Below are 18,704 nucleotides of genomic sequence, written 5' to 3' on the forward strand. Positions count from 1 at the left end.
GGCGTGGGTCCAACGTCAGGGGCGATGGGCCGCCATAAAAGCCTGGGTCTGTTCCCAGTCTACCACCCCGGCATCCGAGCCCATCCCGGTCGCCACCAGCGCGGCCACCGCCGAGGCGACGTCGCATGCCGCTTTCACGCTGAGCCCGCGCGCCATCGCGGCAATAAACCCGCCGCAGTAGCTGTCGCCGCAGCCGGTGGTATCCACCGCCTCGACGGGCCACGGCGCAATATGCTCCAGCGCGCCATCGCGGCCGATAAGCCAGGAGCCGTTCTCGCCGTCTTTCAGAATGCAGGTGCCCACGCCCAGCGCAAAGAAGAAGCGGGCGATGGCCTCCGGCTGCGTCTCCCCGGAGAGAAAGGCGGCTTCCTCCAGCGAAGGCATAAAATAATCCACCGACGGCAGCAGGGGCCGCAGCAGTTCCAGGGTGTGTTCATTCGGCGCGATAAGGTCAAAGCTGGTGGTGATTCCACGCGCTTTGGCCGCCTGCAGCAGCCGTGCGCTCTGTCCCTGGTCCATTGCCGCCAGCAGTCCGCTCCCGCCGTGATGCAGGAAGCGACAGTCAAGGACGGCGTCAAATTCCGCTTCACTGACGAACAGGGCGTCAGACGCGCCCCGGCAGTGCAGGGCCGGACGTTCGCCGTTGGGGCGAATCGGCAGGATCGTCGCCGAGGTCTCCTTCAGCGCGGTGCGCTGGATAAGCGAGCAGTCAATGCCCAGCCGGGCATAGCTGGCGAGGATAAAGTCGGCCTTTTCATCTTCGCCCAGGCAGGCCACCGCCGCGGTGCGGATCCCGAGCTTCGCGGCGTTAATATTAGCCCCCGCGGCGGTGCCGGCGGGGTTGAGGCGAATTTGCTCAATAAAAGCGACGCCACCGCGCGGCGGGATCGCCACCACCGGGCGCCCGGCGATATCCAGAATAGTCAGGCCGACAAATACGGCGTCAAAGGTTGCCATCGTTCTCCCGTTTAGCGATGCGTTTGGCGCAGACGCGCCTGCCAGAAGGATAGGGCGAGGGCCACCACCAGAATCACGCCGACCAGCGCGTCCTTCACCAGATAATTGAGGCCCATCAGGTTCAGACCATTATCAATAATGGCGAGGAACAGCACGCCGCCGAGGGTGCCGGCGATGCTAACCCGGCCCAGACGGTTAAAGGCGGTACCGATAAACACCGCCGCAATGGCGTCCATCAGGTAAGACTGCCCGGCCAGCGGGGTAAATTGCCGCAGGTTGGCGGAGAGGATCACCCCGCCGACGGCGCAGAGGGCTGAGGCGGCCACCAGCACGCCGAGCATGGTCAGGCGATCGCGGATCCCGGCGATGCGCGCCGCTTCGCTGTTCTGACCGATGGCGCGGATATATTTGCCCCACAGGGTGCGCTCGGTCACCAGCCAGGCCGCCAGCCACAGCGCCAGCACGATCGCTACCGGCGTGGGGATCCCGCCAAGGTTACCCACCGCCAGGTCGTGATACTCGGGAGCCATTCGCCGATAGGCTATCGCGCCGCCGCCATCGGTATAGATACGTTCGGCGCTGCTGGCGATAAACCACGTGCCGAGGGTGGCGAGGAAGGGGCGGATCCGGCAGATGAGGATCAGAAAGGCATTGAGCAGGCCAATCAGCACCCCGCCGAGCAGGGCGCAGCCCACCGCCGCCTGCCACGGCAGATGCCAGGTTTTCAGGGCGACGAGGGCGAAGGCGGCGCCGAAATCGAGCGCGACGCCCACCGACAGGTCAATCGCCCCGGCGCTGACAATCAGGGTCATCGCCATCGCCACAATCAGCAGGATCGCGCTGCCCTGCAGCAGGTTGGCCCAGTTATCCACGGTTAAAAATACTGGATTCGCCCAGCCGAACAGGGCGATGGCCAGCAGGGTGATGATGCCGAATCCGGCCCGCGACAGCCAGGCCAGCGGGCTGCTGGCCGTCTGTTCTGCAGGAGCTGGAGTTTTCAGGGTGATTTGGCTCATGCCTCGCCTCCTTTGTGTCTGACCGCCGAGGCCGCCAGTACCACCAGGATCAGGCCGCCTTTAATGGCGCCCATCCAGAAGATATTGACCCCCAGCAGGCCGAGCCCGTTAGAGAGGGCGTTAACCAGAATCGCCCCCAGCAGCGCGCCCCAGATGGTGACTACCCGACGGCGGGAGAAGGCGGCGCCGATAAAGGTCGCGAGCACGGTTTCCAGCAGCAGCGGCGTGGCCGTTCCGCTGGAGCTGCCGGAGCCCTGGCTGAGCAGCGGCAGAATAGCCAGCCCGGCGGCGATGCCGGCTAACAGCCAGACCTGCAGGGTTAAGCGGCGCACGTTCAGGCCGCTCATTTGCGCCATATCGCGATTGCCGCCCACCGCCTGCACATGCTGACCGAAGCGGGAGTGATGGAGCAGGAACTGGAACAGGATAAATACCCCCAGCAGATAGACCAGCGGCCAGGGCAGGCCGAGGAGGCTGTTATCGCGAAAGGCGACCATCAGCGGATCGCTGACCGCGATGCGCCGCTGGCCGGTCAGCAGGTCCGTCAGGCCGGTAAACGCCACGGAGGTCGAGAGGGTAGCCAGCAGCGGCGGCAGGCCGGCCGCCAGCACCAGGAAGCCGTTGATCGCCCCGCAGAGCAGGCAAACCGCCGCCAGCAGCGCCAGCAGCAGGAGATACGGCGTCTGCCATTCGGCCAGCCCGAGGCTCAGCAGCGCGACGCCGAGCACCGCCGTCGCCGGCAGGGAGAGGTCGATGCCGCCGGAAACCACGTCATCTCCGCCAACGGCGATGACGCAGACCAGGCCGAAACAGAGGATCGCCAGCGGAACGCTCTGGACCAGCATCAGGCTGATATTTTGCCAGCTGAGGAAGTAGGGCGACTGCACGCTCAGCCACACCAGCAGCGCCAGAAACAGGATCAGGGGGAATTTTTCAACAAGCGTCGCCAGGCCCGGACGGCCGCGACGCTGGATAGCGGTACTCATGGTGAAGGCTCCTGTCCGCCGTTGATCGCCACCAGCAGGGCGTCGAGGGTCAGCCCGCGGGTGGGCAGATTCGCCGCCAGCGCACCGCGCCAGAGGACGAGGATCCGGTCGCATAGTCCGAGCAGTTCGGTGGCGTCGCTGGAGGAGACCAGCACCGCCCGCCCTTTATCGGCCAGCTGGCGCGTACGTTGATAAATATCGCGGCGGGCGCCGATATCAACCCCGAGGGTGGGTTCATCGAGAATAAACAGCCGGGCATCGGTGCCGAGCCAGCGGGCGAGGATCGCTTTTTGCTGGTTGCCGCCGCTCATGTAGCGTACCGGCAGCGCCGGGCGACCCGGGCGGATCGCCAGCTGTTCTATCCAGTCGCGCGCTTTCCTCTCGGCGATCCCCCGCCGCTCCCAGCCAAAGGTGGCGGTCTCCGGCAGCGAGGCGAGATTAATATTGTCGGCGGTGGTGAAGGACAGGATCAGCCCCTGATGGCGGCGGTCGCGCGGGACCAGCGCCATTCCGGCGCGGATCGCCTGCTTTGGCGTACGGATTCGTCGCGGCAGGCCGTCGAGATGGATAGTGCCGCGCTCCGCCGGACGCAAGCCGTAGAGTAAGTCCACCAGCACATCGCGCCCGGCGCCGAGCAGGCCGGCGACGCCGACGATCTCCCCCGGGTGAATATCAAAAGAGAGATCCTGCAGCTGCCGTCCGTCGCTCAGCTGGCGCACCGAGAGCAGCGGAGCCTCCCCGTTGTCTGCCGCCGGGCGCTGGCGCGGAGTATACAGCTGGTCGATTTCCCGGCCGACCATCATGGCGATCAGCGCCTCGGTATTCTGCAGCAGGTCGCGGTCGGGATAACCGACCACTTCCCCGTTGCGCAGCACAGTGCCACGGTCGCAGAGGCTGGCTATCTCATTGAGATAGTGGGAAATATACAGAATGGCAATGCCCTGGTCGCGCAGGCGCAGGATGGCGGAGGTGACCAGACTGGCCTCCTGGGCCTCGAGGGGGGCGGTGGGCTCGTCGAACACCACAAGCCGCGCCGCGCCGTCGATCAGCGCGCGGGCAATCTGCACCAGCTTGCGCTCGGCCAGGCTCAGGTCTCGCACCAGACGTTCGGGGTCGATCGCCAACTGCCAGTTTTGCTGGAAAAATTGCGCCGTGGCGGCCTTCATCCGTCGGCGATCCAGCGCCCCCCAGCGGGTGCGATACTCCTGGCCCAGAAACACCGATTCCGCGACGGTAAAGTGCGGGATCAGGTTGAGCTCCTGGTGGATAACGCGGATGCCGGCGGCTTCGATGGCTGCCGGGTTGCCGAGGGGCAGCGGGCGACCGTCGAGGGTCGCGCTGCCGCTGTCGGCCTGATAAACGCCGGCGAGGATCTTGATCAGCGTCGATTTACCGGCGCCGTTCTCGCCAATCAGGCCATGAATCTCCCCCGGATTGAGGCGCAGGGTAACCGCATTAAGCGCCATTACGCTGGCAAAACGTTTGCCGATCTGGTCCATGACCAGACCCGCGGCGGGGCGCTCCCCGCCAGGGTGTTGATTTATCACTGCAGTTCGCCGTATCCCAACTGTTTATACACCGCTTTCGCTTCCTGCGGACCTTTCACCGGTATCACCGGGATAAAGGTTTGCACCGGCAGTTTCTGACCGGCAAAGTAGCGGGCCACGTTGTCGGCGGAGGTCTGGCCGATCAGATGCGGCTGCTGCGCGACGTTGGCCACGAAGGGGCTGCCGGGCTCCGCCATGATCTCCAGCGTTTCCGGACCGGCGTCGATGGCCGTCACTTTCACGTCCTTATCACGACCAGTCTCTTCCAGCGCCTGGACGATACCGATGGCCGGTTGGTCCCAGCAGGCGACATGGATGGCGTCCAGTTTGCCTTTCGGATACTGGCTGAGTAATTCGAGGGTTTTCTTCCGCGCGTCTTCCGGCGAGTTGGCGAACTGTTCCGCGAGCTCGGGCTGGATAATATGAATACCCGGGTAATCCTTAAGGACATATTTCCACTGATCGTAACGAATTCCGCAAATACGCAGCGCGCTGGAGAACGCGTTAAATACGGCCACATTACCTTTACCGCCTAATTCGTCCGCCATGTAGCGACCGATGGTGGAGCCCAGAGTGTAGTTATCGGAGGTGGTATTATTGACCGAATATTGTGAAACATGATCCACGGTGAATACCGGGATACCAGCATCACGTAATGCTTTAAATTTGGGTTCGACGGCGCTGTCGCCGAGAATACTAATTACCGCATCCACCTTGCGTGACAGTAAAATATCGTGATTATTGGCATGAACCTGATTATCCCGGCCGCCATCGACGCCAATGACTTTGCCTCCCAGTTTCTCCACTTCCTCTGTCGCGCCTTTAAAAGCTTCGCGATCCCAGAAATGCTGGGTGCCTACTACGGCAACGCCAATGGTTTTTCCCTGTAAGGAGAGGGCGTCCGCGGCAGTGACGCTCAGCGAGGCAAGGGAAAGCAGTCCCAGCGCGGCAGGCAATAATTTTCTCTTCTGCGACATTGTTATTATGATCCTGTGATGAAGGTGGTTGCGGACCGGTAGCATGACAAGAAGCACCTCGCCACCTCAAATACAAAATAAGTCTAAGTTATGCCGGCAATGTTATATCGCGGAAACGCCAGAGAAAAAGTTTATTTTGTCATGAAGAACCTGAAAATATTTCATGATGGCGGATAGGCCTTTTTATTTTGTGGTTTTATTTTTGGCTTATTCCGTGTTTATTTAGCAGATAAAGACAATTTTCTGTTTATTATGAGTGTATGGGAAATACGGCATCTACAGAGAAAAAGAGAAGATTGCGCGGGCTAAAGCTTTTTTTAGCAGCGCAATGTCTGGCCGGGTAAGCAATATTACCGCATTTCCCCGCTTTATTTTAACGAACCTGAGGCTGAGAAGAACGCGGGCGCTATGAAGAAACAGCATAATTATACGGTGATGCACTGGGGAACCTGGCAGGTGGAGAGCCGCGAGGGCGAGATCGTGGCGGTTAAGCCGGTGCCCTGGGATAAAAGCCCTTCACGCATCGGTCAGTCGCTCCCCGACGCGGTGACCAGCCAAACGCGCATTCGTCGCCCGGCGGTACGCGCCGGCTATCTGCAGCACGGGCCGGCGTCACGAGAAGGGCGAGGCAAGGAGCCCTTTGTTGAAGTCAGCTGGGAGGTGGCCCTGGACCTGGTGGCTCGCGAGCTGCGCTCGGTCAAGGCGCGCTGCGGCAATGAGGCGATTTACGGCGGCTCCTACGGCTGGGCCAGCGCCGGGCGCTTTCACCATGCGCAGAGCCAGCTGCACCGCTTTCTTAAGGGCTTTGGCGGGTATACCGCCAGCACCAATACCTATAGCAGCGCCGCGGGCGAGCGTATTCTGCCGCATATCCTTGGGCCGCTGAGCCCGCTGCATCGTCAGCATACCCATTTTTCCGAGCTGGCGCGGGAGTGTCAGCTGTTTGTCGCGATTGGCGGCCTGCCGCTGCGCAATGCCCAGGTCAACGGCGGCGGCGCCAATGACCATATGTTGCCGTACTGGCTGGATAAGATGCAGGCCAACGGCACGCGGTTTATTAATATCAGTCCGGTGCGCAATGACCTCAGCGCGGTGCCCGACGCCGAGTGGCTGGCCATTCGGCCGGGCACCGATACCGCACTGCTGCTGGCGCTGAGCTATGTGCTGATCGCTGAGTCCCTCTACGACCAGGCGTTTATCGCCAGCCATACCGTCGGGTTTGCCCCTTACCGCGCGTATCTGTTGGGCGAGCATGACGGCATAGCGAAAACACCGGCGTGGGCGGCGGCAATTACCGGCCTTGACGCCCAGCGCATCGCCGAGCTGGCGCGGGAGATGGCCCGCCACCGGACGATGGTGAATATCTCCTGGTCCATCCAGCGCGCCCGTCAGGGGGAGCAGGCCTACTGGGCGACGGTGGCCCTGACCGCGCTGCTGGGACAGATCGGCACGCCGGGCGGCGGCCTCGGGTTTGGCTATGCCTGTACCAACCTGGCGGGGGCGGTGCGAAAAGCGTTTTCCGGCCCGCGCTTGCCCGCCGGCGAAAATGCGGTGGACAGCGTTATCCCGGTGGCGCGGCTGTCCGATATGATGCTGCACCCGGGAGAATCCTATGAGTTCGACGGTCAGCTGCTGCATTATCCCGACATCCGTCTGGTCTACTGGGCGGGAGGCAATGCGTTTCACCATCACCAGGATATTAACCGACTGTGCGAGGCCTGGCGCCGTCCGGAGACGGTGGTGGTGCATGAGCAGTACTGGACCGCGCAGGCCAAATTCTCTGACATCGTCCTGCCGGCTACCACCTCGCTGGAGCGAGAGGATATCGGCAGCGGCGGTCATGACGGATTTATGATTGCCATGAGCGCGCAGATCCCGCCGGTGGGCGAGGCGCGTGATGATTACGCTATTTTCCGCGATCTTGCCGGGCGGCTGGGCTTCGGAGAACTGTTCAGCGAGGGGCGGGACGCCGGGCAGTGGCTGCGCCATCTCTATGAGGAGTCAAGGCCGCGGGCGCAGGAGGAGGGCATTGCGCTGCCCTCGTTCGAGGATTTCTGGCAGCAAGGGGTGCTGGAGTACAGTGCGCCGGAGCGGCCGCAGGTCTTTCTCGCCGATTTTCGCGCCGATCCGCAGCGCTATCCGCTTTCCACGCCCTCCGGCAAGATTGAACTCTTTTCCTCTACCGTCGCCGGGTTTGGCTATCGCGAATGCCCTGGCCATCCCTGGTGGGATGAGGAAGAGGCTGCCCGGCAACGACTGGAGGCGGCGCGCTGGCCGCTTCATCTGCTCTCCAGTCAGCCACGCGCCCGCCTGCACAGCCAGTATGATCACGGCAGCGTCAGTCGGGCGACGAAAATTCAGGGACGCGAGCCGCTGTGGATGCATCCGCGGGACGCGCAGGCAAGAGACATCCACGAAGGCAGCGTGGTGAAGGTGTATAACGACCGCGGGGCGATTCTGGCGGGCGTGCATTTGAGTGAACAGATTTTGCCGGGGGTGGTACAGATGTCCACCGGCGCCTGGTATGACCCTCTGGATCCGAATGAAAAAGGAACCCTCGATAAGCACGGTAATCCCAACGTGTTAACCGCGGATCGCGGCAGTTCGCGCCTGGGGCAGGGCTGTAGCGCCCAGAGTTGTTGGGTGGAAATCGCCCCGTGGCGAGAGGAACTGCCGCCGATCACCGCCTTTGACCCGCCGAAGTTTATTGCGGTTTAAGCGTGGGAGGATCGCCGGCGGCGGGGCGGGTAGCCCGGAGAAGGCGCAGTATGCGCCGCCTCCGGGAAAGCGCGGTCCAGGCAGTTTAAGGCTCCTGACCAGGCGGTAATGGATGACAGGACGACGTTACGCCAGCCGTGGGTAGGCGCTGGCGATATCGTCGCCGGTAAACTGGGCGATCCAGCCTTCCGGGTTATCAAAAATGCGAATGGCGGTGAAGTTCGGTTCTGATCCCATATCAAACCAGTGCGGAGTGTGGGCAGGAACCGAAATCAGATCGTTCTTTTCGCACAGCACCTGGAACACCTCGTCGCCAATGTGCAGGCAGAACAGACCGGCGCCCTCGACAAAAAACCTGACCTCGTCTTCGCCATGGGTGTGCTCATTCAGGAATTTTTCCCGCAGCGCCTCTTTCTGCGGGTTATCGGCGCGCAGGCTGATGACGTCCCAGCTCTGATAGCCCTTTTCGGCGACCAGTTTGTCAATCGCATGCTGATAGGCGGCAATCACCGTTTCTGCGCTGGGGTCTGCGCCGAGGTCGCGGTCGGCCTGCCAGCGTTCGAAACGGACGCCTTTGGCGTTAAGCTGCTCCTGAATCGCTTTGGCGTCGGTGCTGTGCCAGACCGGCGTTTGCGGATCGGTCACAGAAAATAGGGTTAATGCGCTCATGCTGGGATCTGCTCCGGATGAATGTCGTCAAAACGCTGAACCTGAGGGTGGTGGCTTGCCGGGTCGCGATCGCCGCGTACCAACTGGACAGTGCGCAACCCCGCGGCTTCGGCGGCGTCGAGTTCCTGATGGATATCCGACAGGAACAGGATGGCCCCGGGGGCGTGGCCCAGGTGTTCAGCAATGTTGCGGTAGGACTGCGCTTCGCGTTTAGCGCCTACCAGGGTATCGAAATAGCCCGTAAACAGATGAGTAATATCACCTTCATCGCTGTAGCCAAATAACAATTTCTGCGCTGCCACGGAGCCAGAAGAATATACATACAAATCAATGCCCTGTGCTTTCCACTTCTCCAGCGCCGGCAGCACGTCCGGGTAGAGATGGCCGGTAAAGTCGCCGTTGAGGTAGCCATCGCGCCAGATGATCCCCTGGAGTGCCTTCAGCGCAGTGGATTTACGGTCTTCGTCCATAAAGGCGAAGAGGGTAGCAATTAGGTCGGCGGTGCTGGCGGCGGGGGAGTCTGTCTCTCGGCGCAAGTTGTCGAGAATCGTTCTCACCGGCTCAGCGTGCTGTTGAGCGGTCACAAAGCCGGCCAGTCGTTCGCGGGCGTAGGGGAACAGCACGTTATGCACGAAGCGGATATCGCTGGTAGTGCCTTCGATGTCGGTCACGATGGCGCGGATCATGGTTTCTCCAGAGTGGGCGTAGCGTGGAATAACATTAGCATTTAGACGTCTAAGCGTCTTGATTGCCAAATATTAACATCGTGTTATAGTGGCTTCAACAACAGCATTACAATCGGTAAAACAAGAATGAGCAATAACCCGTTGATTCCAGAGAGTAAACTCCCGGCGCTCGGTACCACCATTTTTACCCAGATGAGCGCCCTGGCCCAGCAGCATCAGGCCATCAACCTGTCTCAGGGCTTTCCCGATTTTGACGGCCCGCGCTATCTTCAGGAGCGTCTGGCGTACCACGTGGCGCAGGGGGCGAACCAGTATGCCCCGATGACCGGCGTGCCGGCGCTGCGCGAGGCGATCGCTGACAAGACGGCGGAGCTGTATGGATATCGACCCGACGTCAACAGCGATATCACGGTCACCGCCGGGGCGACGGAGGCCCTGTACGCGGCGATCACCGCCCTGGTGCGCCGTGGGGATGAGGTGGTCTGTTTCGATCCCAGCTACGACAGCTATGCCCCCGCGGTGGCGCTGGCCGGCGGCGAATTACGCCGTATTGCGCTCCAGCCGCCGCATTTTCGCGTCGACTGGCAGCAGTTTGCCGCGACGCTGAGCGACAAAACCCGGCTGGTGATCCTCAATACCCCGCACAACCCCTCGGCCACGGTCTGGCAACGCGAGGATTTTGCCGCCCTGTGGCAGGCGATAGCCGAACGTGAGATCTATGTTCTCAGCGACGAGGTCTATGAGCATATCAACTTTGCCGAAGACGGCCACGCCAGCGTGCTGGCGCATCCGCAGCTGCGCGAGCGGGCGGTGGCAGTCTCTTCGTTTGGCAAAACCTTTCATATGACCGGCTGGAAGGTTGGCTACTGCGTGGCCCCGGCGGCCATCAGCGCGGAGTTGCGTAAGGTTCATCAGTATCTGACCTTCTCGGTGAATACCCCGGCGCAGCTGGCGATCGCCGATATGCTGCGCGAGGCGCCAGAGCACTATCTCGAGCTGCCGGCGTTTTATCGTGAACGCCGCGATCTGTTTATTGAGGCGCTGCGCCCCAGCCGGCTGAAACTCCTGCCATGTGAGGGCACCTACTTCCTGCTGGCGGACTACAGCGCCCTCTCCGATCTTGACGACGTGAGCTTCTGCCGCTGGCTGACGACAGAGGTTGGGGTGGCGGCGATCCCGCTCTCCGTCTTCTGCGCCGACCCGTTCCCGCACAAGCTGATCCGTTTGTGCTTCGCTAAACAACCGGAGACCCTGCTGGCCGCGGCGGCGCGTTTGTGCCAGCTATAGTTATTTAATGGTCCATGCCTGAGAGAACTGGCGGCCGGCGAACATTTCCGTCAGGCCGCTGATTTGCTTCAGACGCAGTACCTCATCGGCATCCATCCCCAACTCTTTGCCGATCTTTTGCGGTGTCCAGCCGAGCCGGGTCAGCTCGCGCACAATCTCCGACATGGCGTGGATTTGGTGACGTCCCCGCGCCCGGTTGTGGCGTATGGTTGCCGCCATCAGCCCATCGCGGGAGGCGGTTTCATTCGGCAGACAGGTCACCGGCAGATAGCCATGCAGGGCATTTTTCAATGACGCTTTGCTGCAGGCCAGTTCATGACGGTGAAAACCATCGACAATGGTATACGCCTGCGGACCCTGGCGGATGACCACCACCGGCTGGGTAAAGCCATCGGCTTCCAGCGAGGTCTGCAGCAGACGTTTTTCCGGCGGCGCCACGTTGTTCGGATTGTAGTCATTGGGGGCGACCTGCTCCTGTTTGACCCACAGCACGCAGTCAACCGGCTGGGAGCGGAAGGGGCTGCGCTGGTGGAGCACATGGCGAAACGCGTTGATAGCCTCGATGCGCGCTTCATCATCCAGCGTTTGCAGGAAAGCGTCCAGCGCCTGCGTTAGTTGTTGTTGCATAATATCCCCCATTGTTGACGATGTTTTTCCATACGTTTTCGGTAGCGCTGATAGTGACTGCTTTTGGTCGGACTGAACGAGAGCTGACGGCACCAGTAGTCGTTATTGAGCAGCACTTTGCAGACTCGTCGCCAGGAGGGGATATCCTTTGTGCCAATGTCCCCGGGCTGGGTGTCGGGAATATCTTCCATCCCTTTTTTCTGATACCAGCGCAGGTAGACGGCGATTTTATTGCGATAGTGCTCGGCGGTGGTTTCCGGCATGCTGTCGAGCAGGAAAAGAGCATAGCTTTTCCATGTCAAATGGTCGGGTTTGTCGATTTTTCGGTGACCGTAGAACTGATTGTCATGCCCGGCATAGACGCCGCCGCTGTGCGCGCCGCTGACCCGCTGACACATCGCGGCCCAGCGTTCCGGCTCCAGCACATGGTACAGCCACAGCCCCTGGCGCTGCTCCGGACCGAAGGGTTCGCAGATGCGCATGTAGCGCAGCGGCACCCCGGCCTGATACATCAGATCGTACAGCGGGTTATAGGGCTGGCCGCTTCTGGCAAACCAGGTCCAGATATCGGCGGTTTTCCAGTCATAGAGCGGGTAGATGTACCAGGCGTGTCCCCCCGGCGCCGAGGTGGTCCACGGTTTATCGTCAGCGAAGCGTTGTTTGCGCTGGGAAGAGATGGTCATAAAGCGATTCAGCGACTCATCAGCCCGAATGCCCACCAGCACGGCGGCGGGCCGCCGCTGGGAAAACCACTCGGCAAAATGGCTGACGAAAGCCTCAAAGCTCATTCCGGGTTGGTAGAAGGGGAAATAATCCGGGTGGGCGATCGCCCCTGGCGGCGGCTGGCGGACCCAGCGGGTTCCGGGCTCCCAGCATTGCCATTGCGGCTTATACTGCGTCAGGGCATTTTGGGTCGTGAGCGGCAGGGCGACCCAGTAAAAGGTGTCGATGACATCCTGATACAGGGCGCGCAGTTTTTCACAGTGGGCGATGGTGCAAGAGAACTGTGCTTCCCAGTCAATAAACAGTACGCTGATTTTCTTACCCTGTAACCGAGCTGCCTGCGCGGTTAAATGCAGCATAACGGTGGAGTCTTTTCCGCCAGAGAAAGAGACGCAAACGCGTGAAAAATTATCCAGAACCCATTGGATCCGCTGCTCCGTCGCCTGCAGCACCGACTCCGGTAAGGGATATTTAATAAACGACATGACCATTAATCCTTTAATACGAGATATTCCCATTTGGTCAGTATAAACGATGAGGGCCGGGAGTTTAATGGTCGTTTTTTTATTCGGACAATGTGGGGTAAATAGTGGATATGTTATCCATTGTTATTAATTTGTGGTTGTGATGCTACTCTATCATCCATTAGAATGCTGATTAATTCAGATAAGAAATGATTCTGCGAAGATGAATGATGGTGGTTAATGTATATTGTGATATCCGGGAAGAGATTGTCTATATTAATGACGTGAAGCTGCATAGTGGGTGAAATAAAATCAAATAAATAGGAAGGAACGAAGCCAATTAAGTCGGTTTTACTGATCATATTAAGAATGGTCATAAACGAGTCACTGCGAAAGGCGATATTGTTCGGGTTCAGCCACGGCATGCTGCTCTGCTGAACGCGCTGAATCACGGGATCGTTGGTGATGTAGTGGGTAAAAAACTCCTGCGCCAGCGCTTCAACCGATGTGAGTTCCTCACGCCGCGGATGGTCCCTCCGGCACAACGCCAGCGTCTGCACCGTCTTATAGGGCTGACAAATAGTAGCGCGGTTGTTGATGGGCATTCGGGTGAATACCAGATCCGCCTGGCGATACGCCAGCAACTCCTCCGCCGATTCCGTGGTGGTCAGGTTATGGTGCTCAATCTGTAAATTAGCCTGATGACAGAGCTGGTTAATCATAAAATGGCTGTTTACTGAACAGAACAGCGGCGGGCCATATATCACAATACGCTTTCGCAGTTCGGTGCGTTTATTGAGATTGATTGTTTTTTCCAGTTGTTCAAGGTTTTGTTGCAGATGATAATGAAGATTGACGGAGGCGGTGGTGGGCGTCATGCCTTTCCCGACCCGAACAAATAGCGGATCATTTAATTGTTGGCGCAGACGCTGCAATGACTGACTCACCGCCGACGGGGTGATAAATAACGTCGCCGCCGCTTTGCTGATGCTTAAATGTTGATATATACACTCAAAAATAACCAATAGGTTTAAATCGAACTTTTTCAGGTCGTAAAGATTTGCCATTAATGCAGCCCTGTGTATTATCAGTGCGAATTGAAATATTCATAATAAGAATGTTGAATGGCTTAATATGCGTGGTGTGAATTTATTTTTGGCCAGTAATATTAAGCTTTGCTTAATATATCTTATTGTCGATAGCGGCGCCAGCGGTGGTTGTTGTCTGGCGCCACTCCACAATAAGATTATTTCTTTTCACCCATCATAATTTGTAGCTTCTCTTTATCCGGCAGGCCGACCACCTGCTGCAGCATATTGTCCTTATTCATATAATAAATGGCTGGCGTGACGTTGGCCCCCAGATCGTCCATCAGCTGCTGATTGACGTTGAGCATTTTCATTTTCTCGGGCGGGATAGCCTTTGGGATCGTCAGGGCCATTTTGCCGTTCGATTGCTCGTAATCATGCCAGGTTTTCGCCGGATCTTTACTGGCGAGAATCGCTGCGGCAGTGACCGGGCTCTCCGGCTTGATCACGCCCACCAGCAGGGTGCGGATCTGCACTTTACCGGCGTCCACCCAGGGACGGGACTGCTGCCAGAACTGTTTGCAGTAAGGGCAGAAGGGATCGGCAAAGACATACAGCACGATGGGGGCGTCTTTGTTGCCATCCTGCAGCCAGTGGGCGCTGGCCATCTTCTTCCACATCTCTTGTCCCGCCGGCGTGTAGAGTTCTTTTTGAAACAACTGCTCGCTGAGGTTGTTGCCGTTCTCGTCATACATATAGCCGGAAATGGCATGTTTGCCGTCTGGCGTGAGGTAGATGGCGACGCCCATATCCTGGTATTTACCCAGCCAGCCTTTCATTCCCCCCGGCGCGTCAAAGGGTTTGATGATAGTAATGCCTTGTTTTTCAATAGCTTTTATCGGGGCGGGTAGTTCTTCCGCATAGCTGCAAAAAGGCAAAAGGCTGAGCAACAGCAGACGTTTTAACATGAGTATTCCTTGTAAAATCAGCAGGAAAGGAAGAAAGATTGCCAAACCTATTACAGTTATAGGCAGGATCAGCAGAACGACGGATTGCCCTTTCCTGGCGTGGGTGATGTAATCCTGGATGCTGTTACATTAAGGTAATGTAGAGCGCAACACATAGCCAGTCTGACTGGCGCTGAACCTACCTTCGGGTATTTCAGGTAACGGGGCCGCCTGAAAAGGTGGCCTTTTTACTTTTGTCGCGGCAAATGATGCGAAAAACAGCGAACAGCGCTGAACGCGTCGCCAGGTTCACAAAGTTGTCTTGTTCCGGTTGTTAGATAACGCTTATTGATTCGATAATGTAAACGCATTGGTCGGGTCAGGAAAAATTCGTTAACTTAGACCTCAACGAAAACACGGAGGAAGTATAGATGTCCTTAATTAACACCAAAATCAAACCGTTCAAAAACCAGGCATTCAAAAATGGTGAATTCATCGAAGTCACCGAGAAAGACACCGAAGGCCGCTGGAGCGTCTTCTTCTTCTATCCGGCTGACTTCACCTTCGTCTGCCCGACCGAACTGGGCGACGTGGCTGACCATTACGAAGAACTGCAGAAGCTGGGCGTAGACGTTTACTCTGTTTCTACCGATACCCACTTCACCCACAAAGCGTGGCACAGCAGCTCTGAAACCATCGCGAAAATCAAATACGCGATGATTGGCGACCCGACTGGCGCCCTGACCCGTAACTTCGACAACATGCGTGAAGATGAAGGTCTGGCTGACCGCGCCACCTTCGTGGTTGACCCGCAGGGTATCATCCAGGCAATCGAAGTTACCGCTGAAGGTATCGGCCGTGATGCGTCTGACCTGCTGCGTAAAATCAAAGCGGCGCAGTATGTTGCTTCCCACCCAGGCGAAGTGTGCCCGGCGAAATGGAAAGAAGGCGAAGCGACGCTGGCTCCATCTCTGGACCTGGTCGGTAAAATCTAAATTTCCGTCGCCTTTCACGCTATAGCGGCGTTGGCGTTGCCTGCTCACCCCGGTCACTTACAGGTGTAAGCTCCCGGGGATTCTCAGGCTAGCCGCCTTGCTCTGGCGCGAAATGCTTAGGAAATTGCGTAGATTATCAGGGCGCTTTGGCGCCCATTTTATTCCAACACCATGATGCAAGCGCATTCAGGCAGCCTGACAAGGCCGCTTGCATGATGATGTTTTAAGCCCAGGAGATAACAATGCTCGACACCAACATGAAAACCCAGCTCAAGGCCTATCTTGAGAAGCTGACTAAGCCTGTTGAGCTGATTGCCACGCTGGATGACAGCGCTAAATCGGCAGAAATCAGGGAACTGCTGGCTGAAATTGCTGAACTGTCAGACAAAGTCACCTTTAAAGAAGACAACACGCTGGCGGTACGCAAGCCATCGTTCCTGATTACTAACCCAGGTTCCGACCAGGGCCCACGCTTTGCGGGCTCCCCGCTGGGCCACGAGTTTACCTCGCTGGTGCTGGCGCTGCTGTGGACCGGCGGTCATCCGTCGAAAGAGGCCCAGTCTCTGCTGGAGCAGATCCGCGATATCGATGGCGACTTTGAGTTTGAAACCTACTACTCGCTCTCCTGCCATAACTGCCCGGACGTGGTCCAGGCGCTGAACCTGATGGCGGTGCTCAACCCGCGTATCAAACATACGGCGATTGACGGCGGGACGTTCCAGAATGAGATCACCGAGCGCAACGTGATGGGCGTGCCGGCGGTGTTCATGAACGGCCAGGAGTTTGGTCAGGGACGGATGACGCTGACGGAAATCGTCGCCAAAGTGGATACCGGTGCGGAAAAACGCGCAGCGGAAGAGCTGAATCAGCGTGACGCTTACGATGTGCTGATCGTCGGTTCCGGCCCGTCCGGCGCGGCGGCCGCGGTTTACTCTGCGCGTAAAGGGATTCGTACCGGCCTGATGGGCGAACGCTTCGGCGGCCAGGTGCTGGATACCGTGGATATCGAAAACTACATTTCGGTGCCGAAAACCGAAGGCCAGAAGCTGGCCGGGGCCCTGAAAGCGCACGTTAGCGACTATAACGTCGATGTGATCGACTCCCAGAGCGCGACCAAACTGACGCCGGCGGCGACAGAGGGCGGCCTGCACCAGATCGAAACCGCCTCCGGCGCGGTGCTGAAGGCGCGCAGCGTCATCATTGCCACCGGGGCGAAATGGCGCAATATGAACGTGCCAGGCGAAGATCAGTATCGCACCAAGGGCGTAACCTACTGCCCACACTGCGACGGTCCGCTGTTTAAGGGCAAACGCGTGGCGGTAATTGGCGGCGGTAACTCCGGCGTGGAAGCGGCTATCGACCTGGCGGGCGTCGTGGAGCACGTGACCCTGCTGGAATTCGCACCGGAGATGAAGGCCGACCAGGTGCTGCAGGATAAAGTCCGCAGTCTGAAGAATGTCGATATCATTCTCAATGCGCAGACTACGGAAGTGAAAGGCGACGGCAGTAAGGTCACCGGTCTGCAGTACCGTGACCGGGTGAGCGGCGATGAGCATCATGTCGCGCTGGCGGGGATTTTCGTGCAGATCGGCCTGCTGCCTAACACCACCTGGCTGGAAGGCGCGGTTGAGCGTAACCGTATGGGTGAGATCATCATCGATGCGAAGTGCGAAACCAACGTCAAAGGCGTATTCGCCGCCGGTGACTGCACCACTGTGCCGTACAAGCAGATTATTATCGCGGCAGGGGAGGGGGCGAAAGCGTCGCTGAGCGCCTTTGACTACCTGATCCGCACGAAAACCGCATAACAAGTCAGACAATAGACCTGCATAACCAAGAGGCTACCCTGGGGTAGCCTCTTTTTTATGCTCTTTTTCCTCACCCTTACCTGACGACCATCACCGGGATATGGGCATGACGGATGACGCTCGAGGCGTTGGATCCCAGCAAGTGGGTACTGATGGAGGGATTGCGTGAGCCAATCACCACCACGTCGGCGTTTATTTCACTGGCCAGTTCGTTGACCATGTCGCGCACGCTGCCGAAACGCACATGCAGCTTGATACGTGAGGGGGCAATGCTGAAATGGCTGACCATGGTCTGCAGGCGGGTTTCCGCCTCATGCTGCAGATGCTCCTCAAAACGCCGCAGGTCGGCGGTAAACCGGCTCATGGTGAAGCTCGCTGAACCGGGTAATACGTGGAGCAGATGGATCACCCCGTCCTGCTGGGCCAGAAACTCCGCGTGCCGGACGGCTTTATCGCTCAGCGCCATCTCAAAGACATCAACCGGCATAATGATAGTCTTATACATATGCAATCCTCCTTGTTCGTTTGCGTCTATATCAACATATTATATGCGGATATTGTGTCATTCAGGTCGCAAAACTGTCAGTCAGGCAGGCGCAAAGCGTAAAAAAAGGTTAGCGGGGGGAAGACAGCAGAAAGAGGATGTGTGGACATCCTCTGAATAAAGCGCGATACGCCTCAGGCAGCGGAGATTAGCGGTGGAATTCGCCAGCGGCTTCCGGCTGGTACAGCAGCGCCAGCACTTCCAGGTGCGTTGACGCCCCGCCCGGCAGCTCCCAGTGAATGGTGCTGCCGACCTTAAGGCCGAGCAGAGCGGCGCCCACCGGCGCGAGGACCGAGAGCTGGCTGGCGCTGTCGGTCACCTGCGACGGAAACACCAGCGTCCGCACGCGCTCTTCGCCGCTGGTTAAATCGCGGAATTTAACCGTACTGTTCATGGTGACGACATCGTGCGGCATCGCTTCCGGCGCCAGCATTTGCGCGCGGTCGAGCTCGTCGTTCAGGGCATCGGCAACCGGCGAGCTGGCGAAAGCTGGCTGCTCCAGCAGCCTGTCGATACGTTCGGCATCCAGTTCGTTAATGATGATTGCGGGTCTGGTCATTGCATACTCCATGTTATCCAGGAACCTGTCCGTAAAAGAAAACCCTCGCCGAAAAAGGCAAGGGTTAAGGTTCTCCCATCATACTGAGAGTTGCCGGCAGTTTGAAGTGATGAAACGCACAATCAGCGCGCAACGCCCCCCCGGCGAACGACGTTTTCTGGTCAGC

At 58.6% G+C, this 18,704-nt stretch carries 17 protein-coding genes; 4 read left to right on the top strand and 13 right to left on the bottom strand.

From position 1 onward, the window contains the following. Positions 1–15: 15 nt before the first annotated feature. Genes CE636_RS22575 through CE636_RS22595 form a run of 5 tightly spaced genes read right to left on the bottom strand, consistent with a single transcriptional unit; the run spans position 16 to position 5,483 of the window. Entirely contained in the window at positions 16–957 is a 942-nt protein-coding gene (locus CE636_RS22575) for a carbohydrate kinase family protein (protein ID WP_017899076.1), read from the bottom strand. Positions 958–968: 11 nt separating this feature from the next. Continuing rightward, complete coding sequence (locus CE636_RS22580) at positions 969–1,973, bottom strand: ABC transporter permease (protein WP_017899077.1); 1,005 nt, start codon at positions 1,971–1,973, stop codon at positions 969–971. Next, positions 1,970–2,959, bottom strand: coding sequence for an ABC transporter permease (locus CE636_RS22585; RefSeq protein ID WP_017899078.1), 990 nt, complete (start codon positions 2,957–2,959; stop codon positions 1,970–1,972). The genes CE636_RS22580 and CE636_RS22585 overlap by 4 nt, the downstream gene beginning before the upstream one ends. Next, on the bottom strand, positions 2,956–4,458 hold the full coding sequence (locus tag CE636_RS22590) for a sugar ABC transporter ATP-binding protein (RefSeq protein WP_025999138.1): 1,503 nt from the start codon (positions 4,456–4,458) through the stop codon (positions 2,956–2,958). The genes CE636_RS22585 and CE636_RS22590 overlap by 4 nt, the downstream gene beginning before the upstream one ends. 44 nt (positions 4,459–4,502) lie before the next feature. Beyond that, positions 4,503–5,483 carry a sugar ABC transporter substrate-binding protein gene (locus tag CE636_RS22595; protein ID WP_017899079.1) on the bottom strand — a complete coding sequence of 327 codons (981 nt, stop codon included), beginning with the start codon at positions 5,481–5,483 and terminating at the stop codon, positions 4,503–4,505. A gap of 408 nt (positions 5,484–5,891) precedes the next feature. Between CE636_RS22595 and CE636_RS22600 the strand changes: the two genes are divergently transcribed. Beyond that, positions 5,892–8,201: a molybdopterin-dependent oxidoreductase gene (locus CE636_RS22600; protein ID WP_017899080.1), complete on the top strand. Its 2,310-nt coding sequence runs from the start codon at positions 5,892–5,894 to the stop codon at positions 8,199–8,201. A 126-nt stretch (positions 8,202–8,327) separates the two neighbouring features. Here CE636_RS22600 and CE636_RS22605 read toward each other — a convergent pair whose 3' ends face one another. Together CE636_RS22605 and mtnC are read right to left on the bottom strand one after the other, a co-directional pair. Further along, positions 8,328–8,870: a 1,2-dihydroxy-3-keto-5-methylthiopentene dioxygenase gene (locus CE636_RS22605; protein ID WP_004885825.1), complete on the bottom strand. Its 543-nt coding sequence runs from the start codon at positions 8,868–8,870 to the stop codon at positions 8,328–8,330. Next, a complete protein-coding gene (gene mtnC, locus CE636_RS22610) occupies positions 8,867–9,556 on the bottom strand; it encodes an acireductone synthase (RefSeq protein ID WP_004885828.1) in 690 nt (229 codons plus the stop codon). The genes CE636_RS22605 and mtnC overlap by 4 nt, the downstream gene beginning before the upstream one ends. A gap of 141 nt (positions 9,557–9,697) precedes the next feature. Here mtnC and CE636_RS22615 point away from each other — a divergent pair, with 141 nt between their 5' ends. Next, the gene (locus CE636_RS22615) at positions 9,698–10,843 is read left to right on the top strand and encodes a pyridoxal phosphate-dependent aminotransferase (protein WP_074423778.1); all 1,146 of its coding nucleotides are present in this window, start codon (positions 9,698–9,700) and stop codon (positions 10,841–10,843) included. Here CE636_RS22615 and CE636_RS22620 read toward each other — a convergent pair whose 3' ends face one another. From CE636_RS22620 to dsbG, 4 genes are all read right to left on the bottom strand, one after another. After that, positions 10,844–11,470, bottom strand: coding sequence for an IbrB-like domain-containing protein (locus tag CE636_RS22620; protein WP_004885834.1), 627 nt, complete (start codon positions 11,468–11,470; stop codon positions 10,844–10,846). Then, positions 11,455–12,678, bottom strand: a complete 1,224-nt coding sequence (locus CE636_RS22625; protein WP_017899082.1) for a phosphoadenosine phosphosulfate reductase — start codon at positions 12,676–12,678, stop codon at positions 11,455–11,457. The genes CE636_RS22620 and CE636_RS22625 overlap by 16 nt, the downstream gene beginning before the upstream one ends. A 113-nt stretch (positions 12,679–12,791) precedes the next feature. Continuing rightward, positions 12,792–13,724, bottom strand: coding sequence for a DNA-binding transcriptional repressor CitR (citR, locus tag CE636_RS22630; protein ID WP_004885842.1), 933 nt, complete (start codon positions 13,722–13,724; stop codon positions 12,792–12,794). A 179-nt stretch (positions 13,725–13,903) separates the two neighbouring features. Beyond that, positions 13,904–14,653, bottom strand: a complete 750-nt coding sequence (gene dsbG / locus CE636_RS22635) for a thiol:disulfide interchange protein DsbG (protein ID WP_017899083.1) — start codon at positions 14,651–14,653, stop codon at positions 13,904–13,906. Between the two features lie 410 nt (positions 14,654–15,063). Here dsbG and ahpC point away from each other — a divergent pair, with 410 nt between their 5' ends. After that, on the top strand, positions 15,064–15,627 hold the full coding sequence (ahpC, locus tag CE636_RS22640) for an alkyl hydroperoxide reductase subunit C (RefSeq protein ID WP_002894394.1): 564 nt from the start codon (positions 15,064–15,066) through the stop codon (positions 15,625–15,627). 242 nt (positions 15,628–15,869) lie between these two features. Further along, positions 15,870–17,435 (top strand): alkyl hydroperoxide reductase subunit F, encoded by a 1,566-nt coding sequence (gene ahpF, locus CE636_RS22645; protein WP_017899084.1) that lies wholly within the window; start codon positions 15,870–15,872, stop codon positions 17,433–17,435. Between the two features lie 76 nt (positions 17,436–17,511). Here ahpF and uspG read toward each other — a convergent pair whose 3' ends face one another. Further along, positions 17,512–17,940 carry a universal stress protein UspG gene (gene uspG / locus CE636_RS22650; protein WP_017899085.1) on the bottom strand — a complete coding sequence of 143 codons (429 nt, stop codon included), beginning with the start codon at positions 17,938–17,940 and terminating at the stop codon, positions 17,512–17,514. Positions 17,941–18,127: 187 nt separating this feature from the next. Beyond that, positions 18,128–18,538 carry a nucleoside diphosphate kinase regulator gene (gene rnk, locus CE636_RS22655; RefSeq protein ID WP_004885849.1) on the bottom strand — a complete coding sequence of 137 codons (411 nt, stop codon included), beginning with the start codon at positions 18,536–18,538 and terminating at the stop codon, positions 18,128–18,130. Positions 18,539–18,704: the final 166 nt, after the last annotated feature.

Source organism: Klebsiella sp. LY (assembly GCF_004010915.1).
In the GTDB taxonomy this organism is placed as follows: domain Bacteria; phylum Pseudomonadota; class Gammaproteobacteria; order Enterobacterales; family Enterobacteriaceae; genus Klebsiella; species Klebsiella quasipneumoniae.